Origin of the sequence: Nocardia sp. NPDC052112 (assembly GCF_040680135.1) — a bacterium.
In the GTDB taxonomy this organism is placed as follows: domain Bacteria; phylum Actinomycetota; class Actinomycetes; order Mycobacteriales; family Mycobacteriaceae; genus Nocardia.
The window spans coordinates 18312-39377 of record NZ_JBFAWD010000020.1; the positions used below are offsets into that span (position 1 = coordinate 18312).

A 21066-nucleotide genomic window follows, 5' to 3' on the forward strand; every position below is an offset into this window, starting at 1 on the left:
GCGAAATCACATACAGAACGTCGGGCCGAAATCGGGTCACGATGGTGCAGAGTCGGAACCACGACACCATTCGGCGCTCATCGAATCGAGGGAATATGCAGACCATCGCGCATTGGCTCGACGGCAAACCCTTCGCGGGTACGAGCTCGGCGACCGCGCCGGTGACGAATCCGGCGACCGGGGTGGTGACCGGACAGGTCGCGCTGGCCGGTGTCGAGGACGCCAGGGCGGTGATCGCATCGGCGAAGGCGGCGTTCCCGGACTGGCGCGACACCTCGCTGGCGCGGCGCACTCAGATTCTGTTCCGGTTCCGCGAACTGCTCAATGAGCGCAAGGCAGAACTCGCCGGGCTGATCACCGCCGAACACGGCAAGGTGGACTCCGATGCGCTCGGTGAAGTGAACCGCGGCCTGGAGGTGGTCGAATTCGCCTGTGGTATCCCGCATTTACTCCAGGGCGGATTCACCGAGAACGCCTCGACGAAGGTGGATATCTTCTCGATCCGCCAGCCGCTCGGCCCGGTCGCGATAATATCGCCGTTCAACTTCCCGGCTATGGTGCCGATGTGGTTCTTCCCGATCGCGATCGCCGCCGGGAATACCGTGGTGCTGAAGCCGAGTGAGAAGGATCCGTCCTCCTCACTGTGGCTGGCCGAGCTGTGGCACGAAGCCGGTTTGCCCGCGGGGGTTTTCAATGTGCTGCAGGGCGATAAGGTCGCGGTCGACGAGTTGCTCGACAATCCGCATATCAAGGCCGTCTCGTTCGTCGGCTCCACTCCCGTCGCGAGGTATGTCTACCAACGCGGTGCCGCCGCCGGTAAGCGCGTGCAGGCGCTCGGCGGTGCCAAGAACCACATGGTCGTACTGCCCGATGCCGATCTGGATCTGGCCGCCGATGCCGCGGTCAACGCCGGATTCGGTTCCTCGGGGGAGCGCTGCATGGCGATCAGCGTGGTGCTGGCCGTCGGCGCAGTCGGTGACGAGCTGGTCGCCAAGATCGCCGAGCGGGCCGCGACCATCAAGACCGGGGACGGCACCCGCGAAACCGATATGGGTCCGCTGGTGACCCGCGAGCATCGCGATCGCGTCGCCGCCTACATCGAGGCGGGCGCGTCCGCCGGGGCCAGTGTCGTTCTCGACGGTCGCGGCGTGCAGGCCGATGGGGCGGCGGATGGATTCTGGCTCGGGCCGACGATTCTCGATCACGTGGGCACCGAGATGAGCGTCTACACCGACGAAATCTTCGGCCCGGTCCTGTCGGTCGTGCGCGTGGACAGCTATGACGAGGCACTGGAACTGGTCAATGCCAATCCCTACGGCAACGGGACTGCCATTTTCACCAATGACGGCGGCGCGGCCCGGCGCTTCCACAATGAGGTGGAGGTCGGCATGGTCGGTATCAACGTGCCGATCCCGGTTCCGATGGCCTACTACAGCTTCGGTGGCTGGAAGAATTCGCTGTTCGGCGATTCACATGCGCACGGCGCCGAGGGCGTGCGTTTTTTCACCCGTGGTAAGGCCGTCACGACACGCTGGCTCGATCCCAGCCACGGCGGACTCGAACTCGGATTCCCCCAGAACAAGTAGTTACGCAGGAGAATTCGATGACCCTCCCGAATGGATTGGTACCCGAAATCGCCCGGCAGGCCGCTGCCCGCGCCTACGACCTCGACCGCCGCCACGTGTTCCACTCGTGGTCCGCGCAGGCACAGCGCACGCCGATGACCATTACCGCGGCCCGGGGCTGCTACGTGTGGGACGGTGACGGCAACCGCCTGCTCGATTTCTCTTCGCAGCTGGTGAATACCAATATCGGTCACCAGCATCCGAAAGTCGTCGCCGCGGTGCAGGAACAGGCCGCCAAGCTGTGCACCGTCGCACCTCAGCATGTCAACGATGCCCGCTCCGAGGCCGCCCGGCTGATTGCCGAGCGGACACCGGGTGAGCTCGACAAGATCTTCTTCACCAATGGCGGCGCCGATGCCGTCGAACACGCGGTTCGGCTGGCGCGCCTGCATACCGGTCGCTACAAGGTGCTTTCGCGCTACCGTTCCTACCACGGCGGCACCGAGACCGCGATCAATCTCACCGGCGATCCGCGGCGCTGGCCCAACGATCACGGCAGCAGTGGCGTCGTCCGCTTCTTCGGTCCCTTCCGGTACCGCTCGCAATTCCATGCGAGCACCGAAATCGAGGAAGCGGAACGGGCTTTGGCGCATCTCGAGCAGACCATTGTCTTCGAGGGGCCGGATACGATCGCCGCCATCGTTCTCGAATCCATTCCCGGCACAGCGGGAATCATGATTCCGCCGCCCGGGTATATGGCCGGTGTTCGGGCGCTGTGCGACAAGTACGGCATCGTGTTCATCGCCGATGAGGTGATGTCGGGGTTCGGGCGCACCGGAAAGTGGTTCGCCATAGAGCATTTCGTCGGTGTCGTTCCCGATCTGCTGACCTTCGCCAAGGGTGTGAATTCGGGTTATGTGCCGCTCGGCGGAGTCGCGATCAGTCCCGTCATCGCGGCGACCTTCGATGACCATCCCTATCCGGGTGGGCTGACCTATTCGGGCCATCCGCTGGCGACGGCCGCCGCGGTCGCGACCATCACCGCAATGCGCGATGAGCGGATCGTGGAAAACGCCGCCGATATCGGTATCCACGTCCTCGGGCCCGGCCTGCGCGAACTCGCCGAACGTCACCCCAGCATCGGCGATGTACGCGGAACCGGTGTGTTCTGGGCGCTGGAACTGGTGCGGGACAAGCGAACTCGTGAACCGCTCGCCCCCTACGGCGGCACCAGCGCGGCCATGACCGAGACGGTCGCCGCGGCCAAGGCGGCGGGTCTGCTGCTATTCGTCAACTTCAACCGACTGCATGTCGTTCCGCCATGCATCATCGATGCGGCCGAGGCCAAGGAGGGCCTGGATATCCTCGACCACGCATTGACTATCGCCGACGCGCATACCACCTGACAAATGCTTCGGCGCTGAGAAGGTCGACGTGACAGCTGATTTCGACCCCCATGTGTCCAGAGCCTCAGGTGACAACGCTGCCCGAGTAGGTGTGTCGGGTCATGACGTTGTCGACCTGGGCCAGTCAACTGATGCGAGCTCGGTCAATCGTCGCCGGGCCTGGCGAAGTTCGGCCTGCCTGGCATCGAGGCGTTCGGCTATGGCGTCCAGCTCAGCTCGCAGGTCGGGGCACATCTGGAGGAACGTGCCGTGATCTGCGGTGCGAGCGCATTCGAGGTATCGCTGGATGATGGAGGTTGCCAAACCCGCTGAGATCATCGTCCTGATCTGAACCACACGTGTGACGTCGGACTCGTCGTAGTCGCGGTATCCGTTGCTGTTGCGAGCCGGGACCAACAGCCCTCGGTCCTCGTAGTGGCGTAGCGCTCGTGCGCTCACGCCGGTCAGCTTGCCGAGTTCGCTGATCAACACTCTCGACTTCTCCTCATCGGCTTGACCTTCACGCTGACGTGAACCCTTAACGTCTCGCGGTATGACGACTGGATCAACCCACCGGCGCGCCGCGATCATCCACGGTTACGCCGCGTCCCCCAAGGATCACTGGTTCAGTTGGGTTGCCGAGCAACTCCACGCGGACGGCGTCCCGACCACGATCCCGGCTCTTCCGAACTCACGGAACCCAGACCCCGCACAGTGGGCGGAGGTCGTGCGCGCCGACTTGGGAGCCCTTGACGAGAAGTCGATAGTCGTCGCGCACAGCCTGGGGTGTCTGACCGTGCTGCGCAACCTCCGCTCACTTGTGGGTCCCTGGCACCTCGGCACCCTCGTGCTTGTCTCCGGATTCGTCGACCGCCTACCCGCGCTCCCGGATCTGGATTCCTTCATCAGCGATGGCTGCGACGTGAAGGGGCTCAGCAACCATATCGGTCGACTCACGATCATCCGGTCAGATGCGGACCCGTTGGTACCGTCTGATCACACCGACCGCCTTGCCGGCCTACTCGGCATCTCGGCAAAGGTGGTTCCCGGCGCCGGTCACTTCCTCGCTTCCGACGGCGTCACTGCGCTTCCCGAGGTTCTCGAAGCCATCGAGTCGTAACGACTGGCGCAACACCTCCGCCGACTTCGCCTGCACTCGCGTCGACTCCGATGGAAGCTGTTCGCCCTCTTCATCTTCGGCTGATCGGTGCGCACGATACTGGACAGCAGGCCCGGCTTCTGCAGCTGACTCCGGGGCTGCGCCAACTCGCGCAGCGCGCCACTCGTGACGTCCTTCTCCGCTGCGACGATCTGATTCGACTTCGTCATCGATTACCTCCCCGGGCGCTCGACTCCGTCATATTCATTGTGCGGCACTACATTTCAGATTTCCCCGTGGCTTGCGATCACCGCGCGCGTCCGAGTTTTTCGCGGTCCGAACAACACCAGCAGATCCGACCTACCGAAGCGGTCGCGATTCCGCTCGCGAGGTGGTGCGGACGGAGGCGGCCCTGTCGGCGCGCAGGTGGATGCCCATCCTCGTGTCGGCTCGCGCTGCTACCGCAGCGGCCGGAAGTGGGAACAATCGTGGTGCCGCCCCGGTTGGGTGGGGCATGACAACGCTTGGATTGATCGGTAGCGGGAATATCGGCGGCACGCTGGCCCGGTTGGCCGTCGCGGCCGGACTCGATGTCGTGGTCAGTAACTCCCGAGGGCCGGAGACGCTGGCGGAGCTGGTGGCCGAACTCGGGCCGCGGGCGCGCGCCGCCGCCGCCGCGGAGGCGGCAGCGGCGGGTGACATCGTCGTGGTCACGGTGCCGTTGAAGAACTATCGGCAGGTCCCGGTGGCGCCGCTGGCGGGCAAGGTCGTCATCGATACCAACAACTACTACCCGGGCCGCGACGGCACCTTCCCCGAACTCGAGGACGGCACCGCCACCAGCAGTGAACTGCTGCAGCGTCACCTGCCGGCCTCGAAGGTCGTGAAGGCATTCAACAATATTTTCTATCCCCACCTGGCCGCCCTCGCCCGCCCCGTCGGTGCCCCCGACCGCTCGGCCCTCCCCATCGCGGGCGATGACGCCGACGCCAAAAAGGCTGCCACCGAACTCCTCGACACCCTCGGCTACGACGCAGTCGACATCGGCGCCCTGAACGAGAGCTGGCGCTCCCAGCCCGACGCCCCCGCCTACGGCAACCCCTACGCCGAAGCCCGCCCCTTCTGGGAGCACGCCGCCGCCCCCGCCGCTGCCGAAAAGGTCCGCACCGCCGTCGCCGCCGCACAGCGCTGACCGCGCACAGCGCAGCACGCGCCGATTGATCGCCACCCGACCAGAGCACGCCATCCGGTGGTGTCGCATATCCGGGAACGCCGCGCATAGGTTGGGACTAGTGCGCGGCGTCCACGCGATATGTGCACCAGTCTGTCGCGGCCTCGCGCCCAACACGGGCTCGCCGATTGCCGGATGCGTGCTGCGAGGTGCGGCGGCGGGACTCGTAGTGTCGTCTGTGTTCGGACGTGTCCGCATGGCGCCGTACGAGTAGCTCGGTGCGGCCACCGGGGGTGGTGGTCCGCGGGAGGTGGCTCGTGTGGTCGGGACACGGAGTTATGCACAGGGGGCGAGTTATCCACAATCCGAGGGTTGGGGCTTTCGGTTGGGTGGGGATGGTCGAGAAGATCGGGGGGTGGACGTACCTCGAACTATTTCTCGGCGGGCTGCGTTGGCGGCTGGGGCGGATTCGTCGCTCGCGTCGACTTCTTGTTTCCGACGTTGGGCGTCATCGGCGAATTCGACGGAATGGTCAAGTGCCGCAACAACTCCCGGCACGGCTCGACCGCATCGGTGGTGATCGCCGAAAAGCTCCGCGAGGACGCCCTGCGCGCCCTCGGCTGGATCGTCGTTCGCTGGACCTGGCCCGACCTGGACACCCCCGACCGCTGGCTGACCCGCCTGACCCGAGCCGCCGCCTTCGCCCACCGCACGCCCCGCTCCGGGGCTTGGCACCCCGCCGAGCGCGAGTGACCCGTCAACCAACCGGCCGCCGAATCGAAGCGTTCGCACAGAGCCAATGCATGCCGCACACAAGTTGCGGCCGCTGTGAGCGGTGTCCTGCTCATGTGCCAGCCGCATGTCGGTTATAGGTGATGCCGTTGAACCATCCCGCGGCGTTGATGCGGGTGCCCAACGGCCCCGCTGGGCGTAGGTGAGCGAGTGAAGTTCTCGCACAGAGTCAGTGCAGGCTGCACCCAAGGTGCGACCTCTGTGCGGCGTGCACTGGTTGTGTGCCAGCGGCGGGCCGTAGGTCAGCCGGTGATGATGAGGAGTTCGGTGGGGGAGGCTATTTCGGTGCGGAGGCCGGATTTGGTGGCGATGCGGGCTACGGCGCGGATGTCGGTGGGGTCGGCGCGGGTGAGGACGAGGGCGCGGGCGAGCAGGCCCTTGTGGTGTTTGTTGAAGTGGCTCACCACGGTTCGGGAGCCGTCGGGGTGTTCGGTGAGGACATTGGCGGTGATCGCGCCGGGGATGCGGCCTAGCTGCTGGTAGGTGCCCGAGCGCAGATCGATGACCAGTTCATCGGCGGCCTCGGCGACCAGGGCGTCGGGCAGGACATCGCGCCAGATGGCGGAAAGCGTCGGGAGGCCGGGGAGTTTGGCACCGCCGGAGAGCCGATAGGCGGGGATGTGGTCATCGGCGCGGACGGCGCCGAACAGGGCGGAGCCGATGCCGAGGCGGGCATAGGCCTTGGCGCGTTGGACCTTGGTGAAGGAGCGGGCATCGAGGGCGTCGTAGAGCACGCCGGTGTAGCGTTCCAGCGCGGGCCGGGTGGCTGACGTGCGCAAACTCGCATTGCGCGCGATCTCGCTGTCGGCTCCCTTGCCGAGGCCGAGCACCGCGCGGGCGGCCGCCGGATCGGCGGCCAGCTTGACGACCTCGTCGATGAGCCGGTCGCGCACCGCTGTGAGCTGCGGCATCGCCAGCGCCTCCAGCTCGAGCGGCACCTCGGTTCCGCCATCGGACTTGGTTTCGGAAGGGGGCAGCAGCACCAGCACGAGCGGATACGGTACCGGTCGCGCGAAATGGGCTGATGCCTTGCAGGCATCGCGCGGCCAGCGACTACCCTGTCGTCCGTGATCACCCGCCTCTCCCACCTGTTCCTGCGTACCCTGCGCGACGATCCCGCCGACGCCGAGGTGCCCAGTCACAAACTCCTCGTTCGCGCCGGATATGTGCGGCGCATCGCCCCTGGCGTGTACTCGTGGCTGCCGCTGGGCCTGCGGGTGCTACGGCGGGTCGAGCAGGTCGTGCGGGAAGAGATGAACGCCATCGGCGCGCAGGAGATCTCGCTGCCCGCGCTGCTGCCGCGCGAGCCGTACGAGACCACCAACCGGTGGACCGAATACGGCGACGGCCTGTTCCGGCTGCAGGACCGCAAGGGTGCGGACTATCTGCTGGGGCCTACGCACGAGGAGTTGTTCGCGCTCACCGTGAAGGGTGAGTACAACTCGTACAAGGACCTACCGGTCACGCTGTACCAGATCCAGACCAAATACCGCGATGAGGAGCGTCCCCGCGCGGGCATCCTGCGCGGGCGTGAATTCATCATGAAGGACTCCTATTCCTTCGATCTCGACGAGGACGGCCTCGAGGCCAGCTACAACGCGCATCGCGAGGCCTACCAGCGGATCTTCAGCCGGCTGCGGGTCAAGTACGTCATCGTCGCGGCCACCTCGGGTGCGATGGGCGGCAGCGCGTCGGAGGAATTCCTGGCGGACAGTCCGGTCGGCGAGGACACCTATGTGGTGTGCCGGGAGTCCGGCTACGCCGCGAATGTGGAAGCGGTGGTCACGCCCGCTGCCGAACCGTTGTCCATCGAGGGCCTGCCCGCGGCCGTCGTGCACGACACCCCGAACACCCCGACCATCGCGACGCTGGTGGATTGGGCGAACAGCGCGGGCATCTCCGAGCGCCCCGTCACCGCGGCCGACACCCTGAAGAACATCATGGTCAAGCTGCGGCACCCGGACGGTAAGACCGAACTGCTCGGTATCGGCATTCCGGGCGACCGCGAGGTCGACGACAAGCGCCTCGGCGCCGCGGTCGAACCCGCCGAGGTGGAACTGCTCACCGAGGCCGATTTCGCCGCCAACCCGTTCCTGATCAAGGGCTACATCGGCCCGAAGGCATTGCAGGCCAGTGGTGTTCGCTATCTGGTCGATCCGCGCGTCGGCACCGGAACCAGCTGGATCACCGGTGCCGACGAGCTCGGCAAACATGTTGTCGGCCTGGTCGCGGGTCGTGATTTCACCCCCGATGGCACCATCGAAGCCGCCGAGGTGCGCGACGGCGATCCCTCGCCCGACGGGCACGGCGTCCTGGTGTCCGCGCGCGGCATCGAGATCGGCCACATCTTTCAGCTCGGCAATAAGTACACCGACGCGTTCGAGGTCGATGTGCTGGGCGAGAACGGCAAGCCGGTGCGGCTCACCATGGGCTCCTACGGCATCGGCGTCTCCCGCATGGTCGCGGTGATCGCCGAACAGCAGCACGACGAGAAGGGCCTGCGCTGGCCGCGTGAGGTCGCGCCGTTCGACGTGCACGTGGTGATCGCGAACAAGGACGAGTCCTCGCGGGAGGGCGGCGAGCAGGTCGCGGCGCTGCTGGATGCGGCCGGACTCGACGTCGTCCTCGACGACCGCAAGGCCTCACCCGGTGTGAAGTTCAAGGATTCCGAGCTGATCGGTGTTCCGCTGGTCGTGGTCGTCGGCCGCGGCTGGGCCGAGGGCAAGGTCGAGATCCGTGATCGTTTCACCGGCGAATCCATCGAGGTCCCGGCCGACTCCGTAGTCGAATCGGTGCTCGCGCAGGTTCGCGGCGGGCAATAGGTCGGCCTCCGAAAACGATAGGGAAGCCCTGGGCGACTGCGGCACCGCCGCGGAGTCGACCCTGGGCTTCTCGCGCTCGGCCGGACTTACGGTTCCGTAGGCACGATTCGTGGCGGGCGGGAATCGCGGACCTGCTCCAGGCTGCTGTTACCCGCTGGTAAGTTAGCGGCATGACGAGCACCGACGCGTTGTTGTTCAACCCCACCACCTACGACCCGAAGCAGTTCGACGCCGAGACGCGGCGGCTGCTGAAGGCCACCATCGAGTGGTTCGAATCGCGGGGCAAACGGCAACTGCTTGCCGATGACGCGGATGCGGTGTGGGTGTCGGACTTCCTGGAGTTCGTCAAGAAGGAGCGGCTGTTCGCGACCTTCCTGACCCCGGCCGCCTACGCCGACCGTGATGCGAACCGGCGGTGGGACGGTGCGCGCAATGCGGCGCTGTCGGAGATCTTCGGGTTCTACGGTCTCGCGTACTGGTACGCCGAGCAGGTCACGATTCTGGGCCTCGGCCCGATCTGGCAGAGCGATAACGAGGACGCCAAGAAGCGCGCCGCCGCCGATCTCGCCGACGGTCAGGTGATGGCGTTCGGTCTGTCCGAGCGCGACCATGGTGCCGACATCTACAACACCGACCTGATTCTGACGCCGACCGAGCCGGGCAGTGCCGATGCCGAGGCCGGAATCCTGTTCCGCGCCAATGGCGTCAAGTACTACATCGGCAATGGCAATGTCGCATCGATGGTGTCGGTCTTCTCCCGCCGCGCCGATATCGAGGGGGCGGAGGGCTATGTGTGGTTCGCCGCCGACAGCCGCCACGACAACTACGAGCTCATCGACAATGTCATCCACGGTCAGCTGTATGTGAGTACCTTCGCGTTGCACGACTACCCGGTGACCGCCGCCGACATCCTGTCCACCGGTCCCGAGGCCTTCTCCGCCGCGCTGAATACCGTCAATGTCGGCAAGTTCAACCTGTGCCACGGCAGCATCGGCATGGTCGAGCACTCGTTCTACGAGGCCATCACGCACTCCAACAACCGCATCCTCTATGGCCAGGCCGTCACCGAATTTCCGCATGTGCGTACCAATTTCGTGGACGCCTACGCGCGCATCGTCGCGATGAAGCTGTTCAGCGACCGCGCCGTCGACTACTTCCGCAGCGCGAGCCTCGAGGACCGTCGCTACCTGCTGTTCAACCCGATGACCAAGTCCAAGGTGACCTCCGAGGGCGAGACCGTCATGACGCTGCTGCTGGATGTGCTGGCCGCCAAGGGATTCGAGAAGAACACCTACTTCGCGCAGGTCGCCCGCTACATCGGCACGCTGCCGCGGCTCGAGGGCACGGTGCACGTCAATGTCGGCCAGATCCTGAAGTTCATGCCGAACTACCTGTTCAATCCGAAGGACTACCCGGAGATCGGCACCCGCCTGGATGCGACCGACGACGAGTTCTTCTTCCGGCAGGGCCCGGCGCGTGGCGCGGGCAAGGTGCAGTTCGCCGATTGGACGCCGGTATACGACAAGCACGTCGATCTGCCCAATGTCGCGCGCTTCTACGAACAGGCCCAGGCCCTGCGCACCCTGCTGACCACGGCCGCACCCGATGCCGACCAGCAAAAGGATCTGGACTTCATGCTGACCATCGGCCACCTTTTCTCCCTGGTGGTCTACGGCCAGCTGATTTTGGAACAGGCTGCCGGCACCGGCTTGGACCGCGACATGATCGAGCAGATCTTCGACTTCCAGATCCGCGACTTCAACGGCCACGCCACCACCCTCTACGGCAAGCCCTCCGCCACCCCCGACCAGCAGGCCTGGGCCGCCGCTGCCCTGCGCCCCCCGGTCGCCGACCGCCCCCGCTTCGACCGCGTCTGGTCCGAAGTCGCCGCCTACGACGGCGCCTACGCAATGCGCCCGTAGCCACCCTCGCCACCGGTGTGGCGCGCCGTGCACGAATTCGCTGACGAATCCGTGCGCGGCGCGCGAAACAGTGCCCGGTTCATGCCTTGCCGGGGAAGGCGACCGTTGGCGGGTTGGCGCCGAGGATGGCCTGCCAGGAGGCCAGGCGCAGGGCGCATTCGGTGAGGGCGTCGACACCCATCCGGCGGATGGATTCGGAGTTGCCGTTCTCGACGACCGCGCGCCAGGCGACGGCCGTGTCGGTTTCCACCGTGACGGCCAGGTTCGCCGCCGGGATCGGATCGTTCACCGGAAACGGCGTGGTGTAGGCCGCGCCCGGTGGCGGCACCGCGACTCCGGCCGCCTTCAACGCATCGATGGTGGTGTCGCGGCGGGCCCGATGAGCCGCGGTGTCCTGCGCGACCAAGCGGGTTCGCTCGGCGGCGGCATAGGCCGCGATCACGCCGTAGGCGTACACGGCCGCGTATTCGGCGCGCAGGGCGTCGAGCAGGGCTTGGCGTTCGGCTTCGGTCATGCGCGCATCCCTGTCCGGGTGAGTCGAACCGTGCGCGTGGCATGCGGCACGGCTCGGTGGGGGAGGTCGGTCGAGGCGGCACGAATCATGCCAGCAACACCCCTGCCTGCGCGGCGCACGATGCACTGATCGAGGCCAATAGCCCTGCGCGATAACCGGATTGGGTGCGAGCGAGATCACCTGCGGATTGCTGCGACTTGGCCAGCCGTATGCGCAGCTCGTCGATACTCGGCGGTGTGGTGGGTGATCCGGATGCGCCCGATGCCGCGGGAGAGGTGTCCGAAGCGGGCGTGGGGGTGAGTTCGCGGGTCCGGTGCGTCGGGCTGGTGCCGTCACCGTAAACCCCTATCACACGGTTGATTTCGGCACGCAGCGCATCCGCGTGTGCGGTTCGTTCGGTCGCGATCACGGTCAATTCGGCATGTCGCTGCGGCGTGACCGCGATCGCCGCCGTCGCGGCCGCGGCATCGGCGCGCGCCAGGATTTCCTGTGCGGCAAGTGGATCGGGCTGATACACCGTCTTATCCGTACATCCGGTGACCACGCCGATGGTCAACACACCCACGGTCGTGGCACTGACCAGCCGCAGGGCGGTGCGGCGGTCGACGATGCCGGTGCCACCGACACCAGCGCTGCCGTGCTGGGATTGGTGCCGGTCGATGGGAATGCCGGGAGTGCACCCGGCGCGCGGCGGGGCGGGGAGGCGGATGGGCACGGCACCATCGTGCCAGATTCGCGCGGCACGTCCGACCGGGCGTCTACCGCGCGGTAGGTGCGCCACCCGGCGCGCCGTGCGGCGAGCGCGTGGCCAGGAAACTTGCTCGAGGCTGCTGGTCCATTACACTCTCGAGGCGCGTTACGCTAGATCTTCGGTAGAGAAATTTTTCCACTGGCGACTGCTTGCAGTTCGCTCGAAGAGATCAGCCGTCTGACAACTGAACCAGGAGCCGCCCCACATGCCCATGCCGACCGAGGAAAGGGTGAGCCAGCTCGTTGCTGGGCTCGTCGAGCGCCGAGGATTCGACCTCGAGGGTGTCGAGATCTCGACGGCGGGCAAGCATGTGGATGCCCAGGCTCGGGTGCAGGTGATCGTCGACAGCGATACCGCATCCGATCTCGATACCATTGCCGGACTGAGCAGGGACCTCTCCGAGGCCCTCGACAATGCGGGCGATTTCGGCGAGACGCCCTATCTGCTCGAGGTGACCAGTCCCGGCATCGACCGCCCGCTCACCGCCGACCGCCACTGGCGCCGGGCCCAGGGCCGCAAGGTGCGGATCAAGCTACGCACCGGCGCGGCATCGCCGGATCCGAAGTCGTCGGACAAGTTCGAGGCCAGGGTCGGTGTCCGCACCGATGACACGGTGGCGCTGGTGCTCGGCGGGAAGAACAAGCCGCACCTGGTGACGATTCCGCTGGCCGATATCGCCGAGGCCGTCGTCCAGGTGGAATTCAACCCGCCGGGCGCGCGGGAACTGGAACTCGCGGGCGGAGTAGCGCCCGGTCGGCCACGGCCAGGGCAAGAGGAGGCGGTGGACCCCACCGCCGATGTCCGAACAACCGATGTACGAACCGAATCACTAGCAGCGTCCGATTCGCCGACCGAAGGGATCGTGGAATGAACATCGAAATCGAAGCCCTGCGCGCGATTGTCGCCGATAAAGGGATCTCGATCGAGACCGTGATCTCCGCGATCGAGTCGGCACTGCTCACGGCCTACCGCCATACCGAGGGCCACCAGCCCAACGCGCGTATCGACATCAACCAGAAGACCGGCGTGGTCCGGGTGATGGCGCGCGAACTCGACGTCGACGGCAATGTGATCTCCGAATGGGACGACACCCCAGAGGGTTTCGGCCGGATCGCGGCGACCACCGCGCGCCAGGTGGTGCTGCAGCGGCTGCGCGACGCCGAGAACGAGAAGTCCTTCGGCGAATTCTCCACTCATGAGGGCGATATCGTCGGCGGCGTGGTGCAGCGCGATGCCCGCGCCAATGCCCGCGGCACCGTCGTGGTGCGCATCGGCAGCGAACTGCACGGCACCGAGGGCCTGATCCCGCCCGCCGAGCAGGTGCCTGGCGAGAGCTATGAGCACGGCGACCGCATCAAGTGCTACGTCGTTGGTGTCTCCCGTGGCCCGCGCGGCCCGCAGATCACCCTCTCGCGCACCCATCCGAATCTGGTGCGCCGACTGTTCGCACTCGAGGTGCCCGAGATCGCCGATGGTTCGGTGGAGATCGTCGCGGTCGCCCGCGAGGCCGGACACCGCTCCAAGATCGCGGTCCGCACCACCGTGCCCGGTGTCAACGCCAAGGGCGCGTGTATCGGCCCGATGGGTCAGCGCGTGCGCAATGTGATGAGCGAATTGGCGGGGGAGAAGATCGACATCATCGATTACGCGGATGATCCGGCGACCTTCGTCGGGAATGCGCTGTCCCCGTCGAAAGTTGTCTCGGTCACGATCGTGGATCCCGAAGCCCGCGCGGCGCGCGTGGTCGTCCCCGACTTCCAGCTCTCGCTCGCGATCGGCAAGGAAGGGCAGAACGCCAGGTTGGCGGCTCGACTGACCGGTTGGCGGATCGATATCCGCAGCGATGCCACCCCGGATGCGGGCAGCGGCAGTGTGCGGACGGAGGCGCATCGGAGTTGACCGATTCCCGCCAATCGAGTCCACCGGATGACAGGTCCGCAGCTTCGACGGGGGCGGGGTTCGGTGTTCCGAGCGGGACAGCGGTAGAGTGGTGTCAGGTTCAGCCCGAGCCTTCGGTTCCTTTGTTCGAACGCACCACCGAGCACGTCCCGACGTACCGACGTCGAGCAGCTCCGGTGCGGACGTGCATCGGATGCCGGAAGCGCGAGTTGGCCGTCGATCTGTTGCGGATCGTGGCGCAGGACTGTGCGACCGGTGACGGTTTCAAGGTTGCTGCGATAGTTCCCGATCCGTGGCGCAGACTTCCCGGACGGGGTGCCTGGCTGCACCCCGTTTCGGTTTGTTTGCGCACTGCAGAACGACGCCGAGCATTCGGCAGAGCACTACGAGTGTCCGGAAATCTGGATATCTCAGCCCTGGAGAAGTACCTCGAGAACAGGCACGAGCACTCATGAGCACACCGTGAAGCACCAACGATGAACGTCCATCGGAGATAACCCGAGGTCGTGCGGGCCCGCCATCCCTAGGCGGAGGCACTGCTCGACCTCTCAGTGAGGAGAGCAGTGGCAGGCAAGGCCCGCGTGCACGAGTTGGCCAAAGAACTCGGTGTCACGAGCAAAGAACTACTCGCAACGCTCAAGGAGCAGGGCGAGTTCGTGAAGTCGGCGTCCTCGACGGTGGAAGCACCCGTCGCACGTCGGTTGCGCGAGTCGGTGGCAGGCAAGTCCGCCCCGGCGAACGGCACCGCGAAATCGGGGACGCGCCCCGGTTCCGCACCGTCGAGCACCCCGGCCGCGAAGCCCGCCGCAGGCGGCGGTCCGCGTCCGGGACCACGTACCCCAGCGCCCGCGCAGGCGGCGACCCCGGCGGCTCCGGCCGCCCGTGAGACGGCGACTCCGGCCGCCCGTCCCTCCGATGTGGTCCGGCCCGGTCCGGCCGCGCGTCCCGGACCCGCGGCCAAGCCCGCCCCGCGGGACACCACCCCGGTCCAGGAGACCCCGGCGGCTCCGGCCGCGAAGGCCGCTCCGGCGCCGAGCGCTCCGGCTCAGGGCGGACCCCGCCCGACGCCGGGTGGCGCACGTCCCGGTCAGCACCGTCCCGGTGCACCCGCACAGGGTGGTCCGCGTCCCGGTGGTCCGGCCGCGGCCGGACCGAAGCCGGGTCCGAAGGCCCCGCGCGTCGGCAACAATCCCTTCTCCTCCGCGCCCGATCGTGAGCGTCCCGCGCCGCGTCCGGCGCCCGGTCAGGGTGGACCCCGTCCGGGTCCCAGCCAGGGCCCGCGTCCGGGTCCCGGCCAGGGGCCGCGTCCGGGTCCGGCCCAGGGCGGTCCCGGTCCCCGTCCGGGAGGCGCTCAGGGCGAGCGGCGTCCGGGTCCCGGCCAAGGTGGTCCGCGTCCCGGTGGTCCGCGGCCTAGCCCCGGCTCGATGCCGCCGCGCCCGAATCCGGGTGCCATGCCCGCACGTTCGGCCCGTCCGGGTCCGGGCGGCGGCGCAGGTGCGGGCCGCCCAGGTCGCCCCGGCGGCGGTCCGGGTGGTGGCGGCGGTCGTCCCGGCGGCGGTGGCGGTGGCGGTGGCTACCGCGGCGGTGGCCAGGGTGGCGGCGGCACGGGTGCCCCCGGTGCCGGTGCCGGTGCTCCCGCGGCCGGTGGTTTCCGTGGTCGTCCCGGTGGTGGCGGTGGCGGTCGTCCGGGTGGTCCCGGTGGCCGTGGCGGTGCGGCCGGCGCGTTCGGTCGTCCCGGTGGCGCGCCTCGTCGTGGCCGCAAGTCGAAGCGGGCGAAGCGCGCTGAGTACGAAAGCATGCAAGCGCCCGCCGTCGGCGGCGTGCGGCTGCCTCGCGGTAACGGCGAGATCATCCGTCTCGCGCGCGGTGCGTCGCTGTCGGACTTCGCGGAGAAGATCGATGCGAACCCGGCCGCCCTGGTGCAGGCGCTGTTCAACCTCGGTGAGATGGTCACCGCGACCCAGTCGGTGAACGACGAGACCCTCGAGCTGCTCGGCAGCGAGATGAACTACGTCGTGCACGTGGTCAGCCCCGAGGACGAGGACCGCGAGCTGCTGGAATCGTTCGACCTGACCTACGGTGAGGACGAGGGCGGCGAGGAAGACCTCGAACAGCGTCCGCCGGTGGTGACCGTCATGGGTCACGTCGACCACGGTAAGACCCGACTGCTCGACACGATCCGTAAGGCCAACGTCCGTGAGGGCGAGGCCGGTGGCATCACCCAGCACATCGGTGCCTACCAGGTGCTCACCCATCTGGGCGATAACGACCGGCTCATCACCTTCATCGACACCCCGGGTCACGAGGCGTTCACCGCCATGCGTGCTCGTGGTGCGAAGGCCACCGATATCGCGATCCTGGTGGTCGCCGCCGACGACGGCGTCATGCCGCAGACGGTGGAGGCGATCAACCACGCGCAGGCGGCCGATGTGCCGATCGTGGTGGCGGTCAACAAGATCGACAAGGAAGGCGCGAACCCGGACAAGATCCGGCAGCAGCTGACCGAATACAACCTGGTTGCCGAGGAATACGGTGGCGACACCATGTTCGTCGACATCTCCGCCAAGCAGGGCACCAATATCGAGCAGCTGCTCGAGGCGGTGCTGCTGACCGCGGACGCGGCGCTCGATCTGCGGGCCAATCCGGATATGGACGCGCAGGGTGTTGCCATCGAGGCGCACCTCGACCGTGGCCGCGGCCCGGTGGCGACCGTGCTGATCCAGCGCGGCACGCTGCGGGTCGGCGACTCGATTGTGGCGGGCGACGCTTACGGTCGTGTCCGCCGCATGGTCGACGAGCACGGCGACGATGTCGCCGCGGCGCTGCCGTCGCGGCCGGTCCAGGTCATCGGCTTCACATCGGTGCCCGGAGCCGGTGACAACCTGCTCGTCGTCGACGAGGACCGGATCGCTCGCCAGATCGCCGACCGCCGCAATGCGCGCAAGCGCAATGCACTGGCCGCGCGCAGCCGCAAGCGGATCAGCCTGGAAGATCTGGATGCCGCGCTGAAGGAGACTTCGGAGCTCAACCTGATCCTCAAGGGCGACAACTCCGGTACCGTCGAGGCCCTCGAGGAGGCGCTGCTCGGTATCGAGATCGACGACGAGGTGCGCCTGCGGGTCATCGACCGCGGTGTCGGTGGCGTCACCGAGACCAACGTCAACCTGGCGTCGGCGTCGAACGCGATCATCATCGGGTTCAATGTCCGGGCCGAGGGCAAGGCGACCGAGCTGGCCAACCGCGAAGGTGTGGACATCCGGTACTACTCGGTGATCTACCAGGCCATCGACGAAATCGAGAAGGCCCTCAAGGGCATGCTCAAGCCGATCTACGAAGAGGTCGAGCTGGGCCGGGCGGAGATCCGCGCGATCTTCCGTTCGTCGAAGGTCGGCAATATCGCCGGCTGCATGGTCACCTCGGGTTCGGTCAAGCGCAACGCCAAGGCGCGCCTGCTCCGCGACAATGTGGTGGTCGCCGAGACGGTCACGATCTCTACCTTGCGGCGGGAGAAGGACGACGTCACCGAAGTTCGCGAGGGCTTCGAATGCGGTATGACGTTGACCTACAACGACATCAAGGAAGGCGACGTGATCGAGGCCTACGAGCTGCGCGAGAAGCCGCGCGACTGAGATTGTGCATCGGTGGTCCGGTCCATCAGCATCGGGCCGGACCACCGAGACCATCTTTTCGTAGGTACCGATACAGGAGGCTTGGGTGTACCTGGGTGCACTGGAGTTCGACGTCCTGCTCGGCGATGTGCGCTCGTTGAAGCAGAAGCGTTCGGTGATCCGGCCCGTGCTGGCCGAATTGCAACGCTTCGGCGTGAGTGCCGCCGAGGGTGGGGAACAAGACCGCCACCGTCGCTCACTGCTCGGAGTCGCCATGGTCAGTTCCGGTATGGATCACCTGACCGAGGTTCTCGACAAATGTGAGCGCCACGTCGCGGCTCGTCCGGAGTTAGAGTTGCTGGCAGTGCGCCGCAGGATCTTCGGACCCGAAGACTGACGAGAGTTATGTAAGTGAGGAGGGTTCAGCCATGGTGGATCAAGCCAGGGCACGCCGACTCGCCAAGCGGATTTCCGCGATCGTGGCGACCGCGATCGAGTACGAGGTGAAGGATCCGCGTCTGAATTTCGTGACCGTGACCGATGCGAAGGTCACCGGCGATCTGCGCGAGGCGACGGTGTACTACACGGTGATGGGCGAAACCCTCGACGTGGAACCGGATTACGCGGCCGCGGCTGCCGGTCTGGAGAAGGCGAAGGGTGTGCTGCGCTCGAAGGTGGGCGCGGGTACCGGCGTGAAGTTCACCCCGACGCTCGCGTTCGTACTCGACAAGGTGCCCGATGCGGCACGGGATATGGAAGAGCTATTGGCCAGGGCGCGGGCCGCCGATGACGCGGTCGCGAAGGTGGCGGCCACCGCCACCCATGCCGGCGATGCGGACCCGTACAAGGTCGAACGCGAATCCGACGAGTGACGCGCGGTAGACCATGACGACGATGCCCGTCGACCCGGGTAGGGGGGTCGCTGTCGATGCGGTCGAGTTCGGACCGGCCGTTGCGGCATTGAGCGCGGCGCGTTCGGTCACCATCCTGTGCCATGTGCAGCCCGATGCCGACACGATCGGCAGCGGACTCGCCTTGGCCTTGGTGTTGCATCGGCGCGGTGTGCCGGTGTGGGTATCGTTCGCCGAACCCGCCGAACTGCCCGCAACGATGCGGACGCTGCCCGGTGTGCAGCATCTGGTGCCGCCGGCGGATGTCCCCGCCGAGGTCGATCTGCTGGTTTCCGTGGACTGCGGCAGTGCCGGTCGGCTGGGTGCGCTCGCCGATCGATTGGCCGGAGCCCGAACGACTTTGGTGTTCGATCATCACCGCTCCAATACCCGGTTCGGGACGATCAATGTGATCGATGCGGGTGCGGAATCGACGACGAGTCTGATCGCGCGGTTGCTCGATACCTGGCAGGTGCCGATCGATGCCGAAGTGGCACATTGCCTCTACGCCGGTCTGGTTACCGATACCGGATCATTTCGCTGGGTGCGGCCCGGCACCCATCAGCTGGCCGAACGACTGCTGGCCACCGGCATCGACGGTGCCGAAATCACACGCTCGCTGATGGATACGCATCCGTTCGGCTGGTTGCCGATGTTGTCGCGGGTGCTCGGTTCGGCTCGATTGGAGCCGCAGGCCGGCGGTGGGACCGGGCTGGTGTACGCCATTGTGCGGCGCGAGGATGTCGATGGTGTGCGCTCGGAAGAGGTGGAGAGTGTGGTCGATATCGTCCGCACCACCTCCGAGGCCGGGGTTGCCGCGGTATTCAAGGAATCTCGCACGATTCCGGATCGGTGGACGGTGTCGCTGCGCTCGCGCGATAGCGCGCCGGGCGCGCAGGACGGTGTCGATGTGGCTACTGTCGCAACGTCTTTGGGCGGTGGCGGGCATCGGTTCGCGGCCGGGTATACCACGCACGGCACGTCGGATTCGGTGGTTGCGGCGCTATTGGCCGAACTCGGGTGAGTACGGTGGTTGCGGGTCCGCTGGTCGAGCAGCGGCATGCTGCGCGTGGGCGCTGTTCGGGCGCTGCGCCGTTGTCGCGAGATGCTCTGCATGGCATAGCTTTTCGGGTCCATTGTGGTGACGAACCCGGCGACGTCGGGAATTGCCGCTGATGGACGAGATACAACCGGATCCGTCGCATAACGGGGACGGCCTCGATGCGGTGGCGAATCTGCTGCGCGAGGTCGAGGCTGCCGAGGAGATCAGCGGGGACGCATCGGATCCGATCGGTGCGGTCATGCCTCGACGGATTCTCGGACTCGCTTTGCCGACCTTGGGTGTGCTGATCGCGGAGCCCATCTATCTGCTGTTCGACCTGGCTGTGGTGGGCCGGCTCGGGGCGTTGGCATTGGCCGGGCTCGCCGTCGGCGGATTGATTCTGGCGCAGGTGAGCTCGCAGCTGACATTCCTCTCATATGGGACCACGGCGCGAGCGGCGCGGCGGCATGGGGCTGGGGATGAGCGCGGTGCGATCGGAGAGGGCGTGCAGGCGACCTGGGTCGCCGTGATCGTCGCAACGCTGGTTCTTGTTGTGGGGCAGGCGATTGCGGTTCCGCTGACGAATGTGATCGCGGGTGGTGGGGATATTGCCGGGGAGGCGTTGGTCTGGGTGCGGATCGCGTTGTTCGGGGTGCCGCTGATTCTGCTCGCCATGGCGGGTAATGGGTGGTTGCGCGGGGTGCAGGAGACGCGTAGGCCGCTGCTGTTCGTTGTCGCGGGACTGCTGGTTTCGGGGGTGCTGTGCCCGACGCTTGTGCACGGGTTGCTCGGTGCGCCGCGGCTGGAGCTGGCGGGTTCGGCGGTCGCGAATGTGGCGGGTCAGGCGGTGACGGCCGGGTTGTTCCTGAGTGCGCTGGTGCGCGCGCGTGTTTCGCTGGTGCCGCACTGGTCGGTGATGCGAGCGCAACTGATTCTCGGCCGTGATCTGATCGCCCGCAGCCTCGCCTTCCAAGCCAGCTTCGTCTCGGCGGCGGCCGTCGCCTCCCGATTCGGTGCGGCATCGGTGGCCGCGCATCAATTGGTCCTGCAGCTCTGGAATTTCCTTGCCCTGACCCTGGATTCGCTTGCCATTGCCGCTCAAACGCTGGTCGGTGCGGCGCTCGGCGCGGGCGACGCCGCCGGTGCGCGCGGACTCGCACGCCGCATCACCCGCTGGTCGGGAGGATTCGCGCTGGTGCTGGCGGCCGCCTTCGCGGTGGGCGCGACTGTCATCCCCGAACTCTTCACCGACGATCCGGCTGTCCTCGACCGCACCCATGTCGCCTGGTGGTTCTTCGTGGCCATCATCCCGATCGCGGGCATCGTCTTCGCCCTCGACGGTGTCCTCCTGGGCGCGGGCGACGCCGCATACCTCCGCAACACCACCCTCGGCGCGGCCCTCCTCGGCTTCCTCCCCGCCATCTGGCTGTCCCTCCTCTTGAACTGGGGCATAGCTGGCATCTGGACCGGACTGGTAGCCTTCATGCTCCTACGCCTACTCGCCGTAGTCTGGCGCGCAGAATCCGGCCACTGGGCCCGAATCGGCGCCGAGGTCCCCAGCGTCAGTACGTGATCCGCGAAACGGCACAGGGAACTCCATTTCGAC

At 66.8% G+C, this 21066-nt stretch carries 19 protein-coding genes; 15 read left to right on the forward strand and 4 right to left on the reverse strand.

What is annotated here, in order from left to right; all coding sequences use genetic code 11:
* Positions 1-95: 95 nt before the first annotated feature.
* Together AB0L58_RS31495 and AB0L58_RS31500 are read left to right on the forward strand one after the other, a co-directional pair.
* Complete coding sequence (locus AB0L58_RS31495; protein ID WP_364392377.1) at positions 96-1586, forward strand: CoA-acylating methylmalonate-semialdehyde dehydrogenase; 1491 nt, start codon at positions 96-98, stop codon at positions 1584-1586.
* Between the two features lie 17 nt (positions 1587-1603).
* Complete coding sequence (locus AB0L58_RS31500; protein WP_364392379.1) at positions 1604-2971, forward strand: aspartate aminotransferase family protein; 1368 nt, start codon at positions 1604-1606, stop codon at positions 2969-2971.
* 99 nt (positions 2972-3070) lie between these two features.
* Here AB0L58_RS31500 and AB0L58_RS31505 read toward each other — a convergent pair whose 3' ends face one another.
* Positions 3071-3541: a MerR family transcriptional regulator gene (locus AB0L58_RS31505; RefSeq protein ID WP_364392382.1), complete on the reverse strand. Its 471-nt coding sequence runs from the start codon at positions 3539-3541 to the stop codon at positions 3071-3073.
* Here AB0L58_RS31505 and AB0L58_RS31510 point away from each other — a divergent pair.
* The 3 genes from AB0L58_RS31510 to AB0L58_RS31520 all read left to right on the forward strand — a co-directional run bounded on the left by AB0L58_RS31510 (position 3504) and on the right by AB0L58_RS31520 (position 5973).
* Positions 3504-4070: an alpha/beta fold hydrolase gene (locus tag AB0L58_RS31510; RefSeq protein ID WP_364392384.1), complete on the forward strand. Its 567-nt coding sequence runs from the start codon at positions 3504-3506 to the stop codon at positions 4068-4070. The genes AB0L58_RS31505 and AB0L58_RS31510 overlap by 38 nt on opposite strands.
* Before the next feature lie 493 nt (positions 4071-4563).
* Positions 4564-5241 carry an NADPH-dependent F420 reductase gene (locus tag AB0L58_RS31515; RefSeq protein ID WP_364392386.1) on the forward strand — a complete coding sequence of 226 codons (678 nt, stop codon included), beginning with the start codon at positions 4564-4566 and terminating at the stop codon, positions 5239-5241.
* A gap of 468 nt (positions 5242-5709) precedes the next feature.
* A complete protein-coding gene (locus AB0L58_RS31520; RefSeq protein WP_364392388.1) occupies positions 5710-5973 on the forward strand; it encodes a hypothetical protein in 264 nt (87 codons plus the stop codon).
* A 281-nt stretch (positions 5974-6254) separates the two neighbouring features.
* On the opposite strand, the gene yaaA is transcribed toward AB0L58_RS31520, so the two are convergent.
* Positions 6255-7001 (reverse strand): peroxide stress protein YaaA, encoded by a 747-nt coding sequence (gene yaaA, locus AB0L58_RS31525; RefSeq protein ID WP_364392390.1) that lies wholly within the window; start codon positions 6999-7001, stop codon positions 6255-6257.
* A gap of 78 nt (positions 7002-7079) precedes the next feature.
* On the opposite strand from yaaA, the gene AB0L58_RS31530 reads away from it, so the two are divergent.
* Both AB0L58_RS31530 and AB0L58_RS31535 read left to right on the forward strand, forming a co-directional pair.
* Positions 7080-8834, forward strand: a complete 1755-nt coding sequence (locus AB0L58_RS31530; RefSeq protein WP_364392392.1) for a proline--tRNA ligase — start codon at positions 7080-7082, stop codon at positions 8832-8834.
* 170 nt (positions 8835-9004) lie between these two features.
* Entirely contained in the window at positions 9005-10756 is a 1752-nt protein-coding gene (locus AB0L58_RS31535) for an acyl-CoA dehydrogenase family protein (RefSeq protein ID WP_364392395.1), read from the forward strand.
* 79 nt (positions 10757-10835) lie between these two features.
* Here AB0L58_RS31535 and AB0L58_RS31540 read toward each other — a convergent pair whose 3' ends face one another.
* Complete coding sequence (locus tag AB0L58_RS31540) at positions 10836-11270, reverse strand: ferritin-like domain-containing protein (protein ID WP_364392397.1); 435 nt, start codon at positions 11268-11270, stop codon at positions 10836-10838.
* A gap of 85 nt (positions 11271-11355) precedes the next feature.
* On the reverse strand, positions 11356-11985 hold the full coding sequence (locus AB0L58_RS31545; protein ID WP_364392399.1) for a hypothetical protein: 630 nt from the start codon (positions 11983-11985) through the stop codon (positions 11356-11358).
* Between the two features lie 241 nt (positions 11986-12226).
* Between AB0L58_RS31545 and rimP the strand changes: the two genes are divergently transcribed.
* The 8 genes from rimP (at position 12227) to AB0L58_RS31585 (ending at position 21033) form a co-directional block, all read left to right on the forward strand.
* Positions 12227-12892 (forward strand): ribosome maturation factor RimP, encoded by a 666-nt coding sequence (gene rimP, locus AB0L58_RS31550; RefSeq protein WP_364392401.1) that lies wholly within the window; start codon positions 12227-12229, stop codon positions 12890-12892.
* Positions 12889-13920, forward strand: coding sequence for a transcription termination factor NusA (gene nusA, locus AB0L58_RS31555; protein WP_364392403.1), 1032 nt, complete (start codon positions 12889-12891; stop codon positions 13918-13920). Before rimP ends, nusA begins: the two co-directional genes overlap by 4 nt.
* Before the next feature lie 233 nt (positions 13921-14153).
* A complete protein-coding gene (locus tag AB0L58_RS31560) occupies positions 14154-14375 on the forward strand; it encodes a YlxR family protein (RefSeq protein WP_364392598.1) in 222 nt (73 codons plus the stop codon).
* A gap of 108 nt (positions 14376-14483) precedes the next feature.
* Positions 14484-17549 (forward strand): translation initiation factor IF-2, encoded by a 3066-nt coding sequence (gene infB / locus AB0L58_RS31565; RefSeq protein ID WP_364392405.1) that lies wholly within the window; start codon positions 14484-14486, stop codon positions 17547-17549.
* Positions 17550-17634: 85 nt separating this feature from the next.
* Positions 17635-17925, forward strand: a complete 291-nt coding sequence (locus AB0L58_RS31570; RefSeq protein ID WP_364392408.1) for a DUF503 domain-containing protein — start codon at positions 17635-17637, stop codon at positions 17923-17925.
* Positions 17926-17956: 31 nt separating this feature from the next.
* Entirely contained in the window at positions 17957-18400 is a 444-nt protein-coding gene (gene rbfA, locus AB0L58_RS31575; protein ID WP_040693060.1) for a 30S ribosome-binding factor RbfA, read from the forward strand.
* 22 nt (positions 18401-18422) lie between these two features.
* Complete coding sequence (locus AB0L58_RS31580; protein ID WP_364392410.1) at positions 18423-19442, forward strand: bifunctional oligoribonuclease/PAP phosphatase NrnA; 1020 nt, start codon at positions 18423-18425, stop codon at positions 19440-19442.
* Positions 19443-19719: 277 nt separating this feature from the next.
* A complete protein-coding gene (locus tag AB0L58_RS31585; protein WP_364392600.1) occupies positions 19720-21033 on the forward strand; it encodes an MATE family efflux transporter in 1314 nt (437 codons plus the stop codon).
* Positions 21034-21066: the final 33 nt, after the last annotated feature.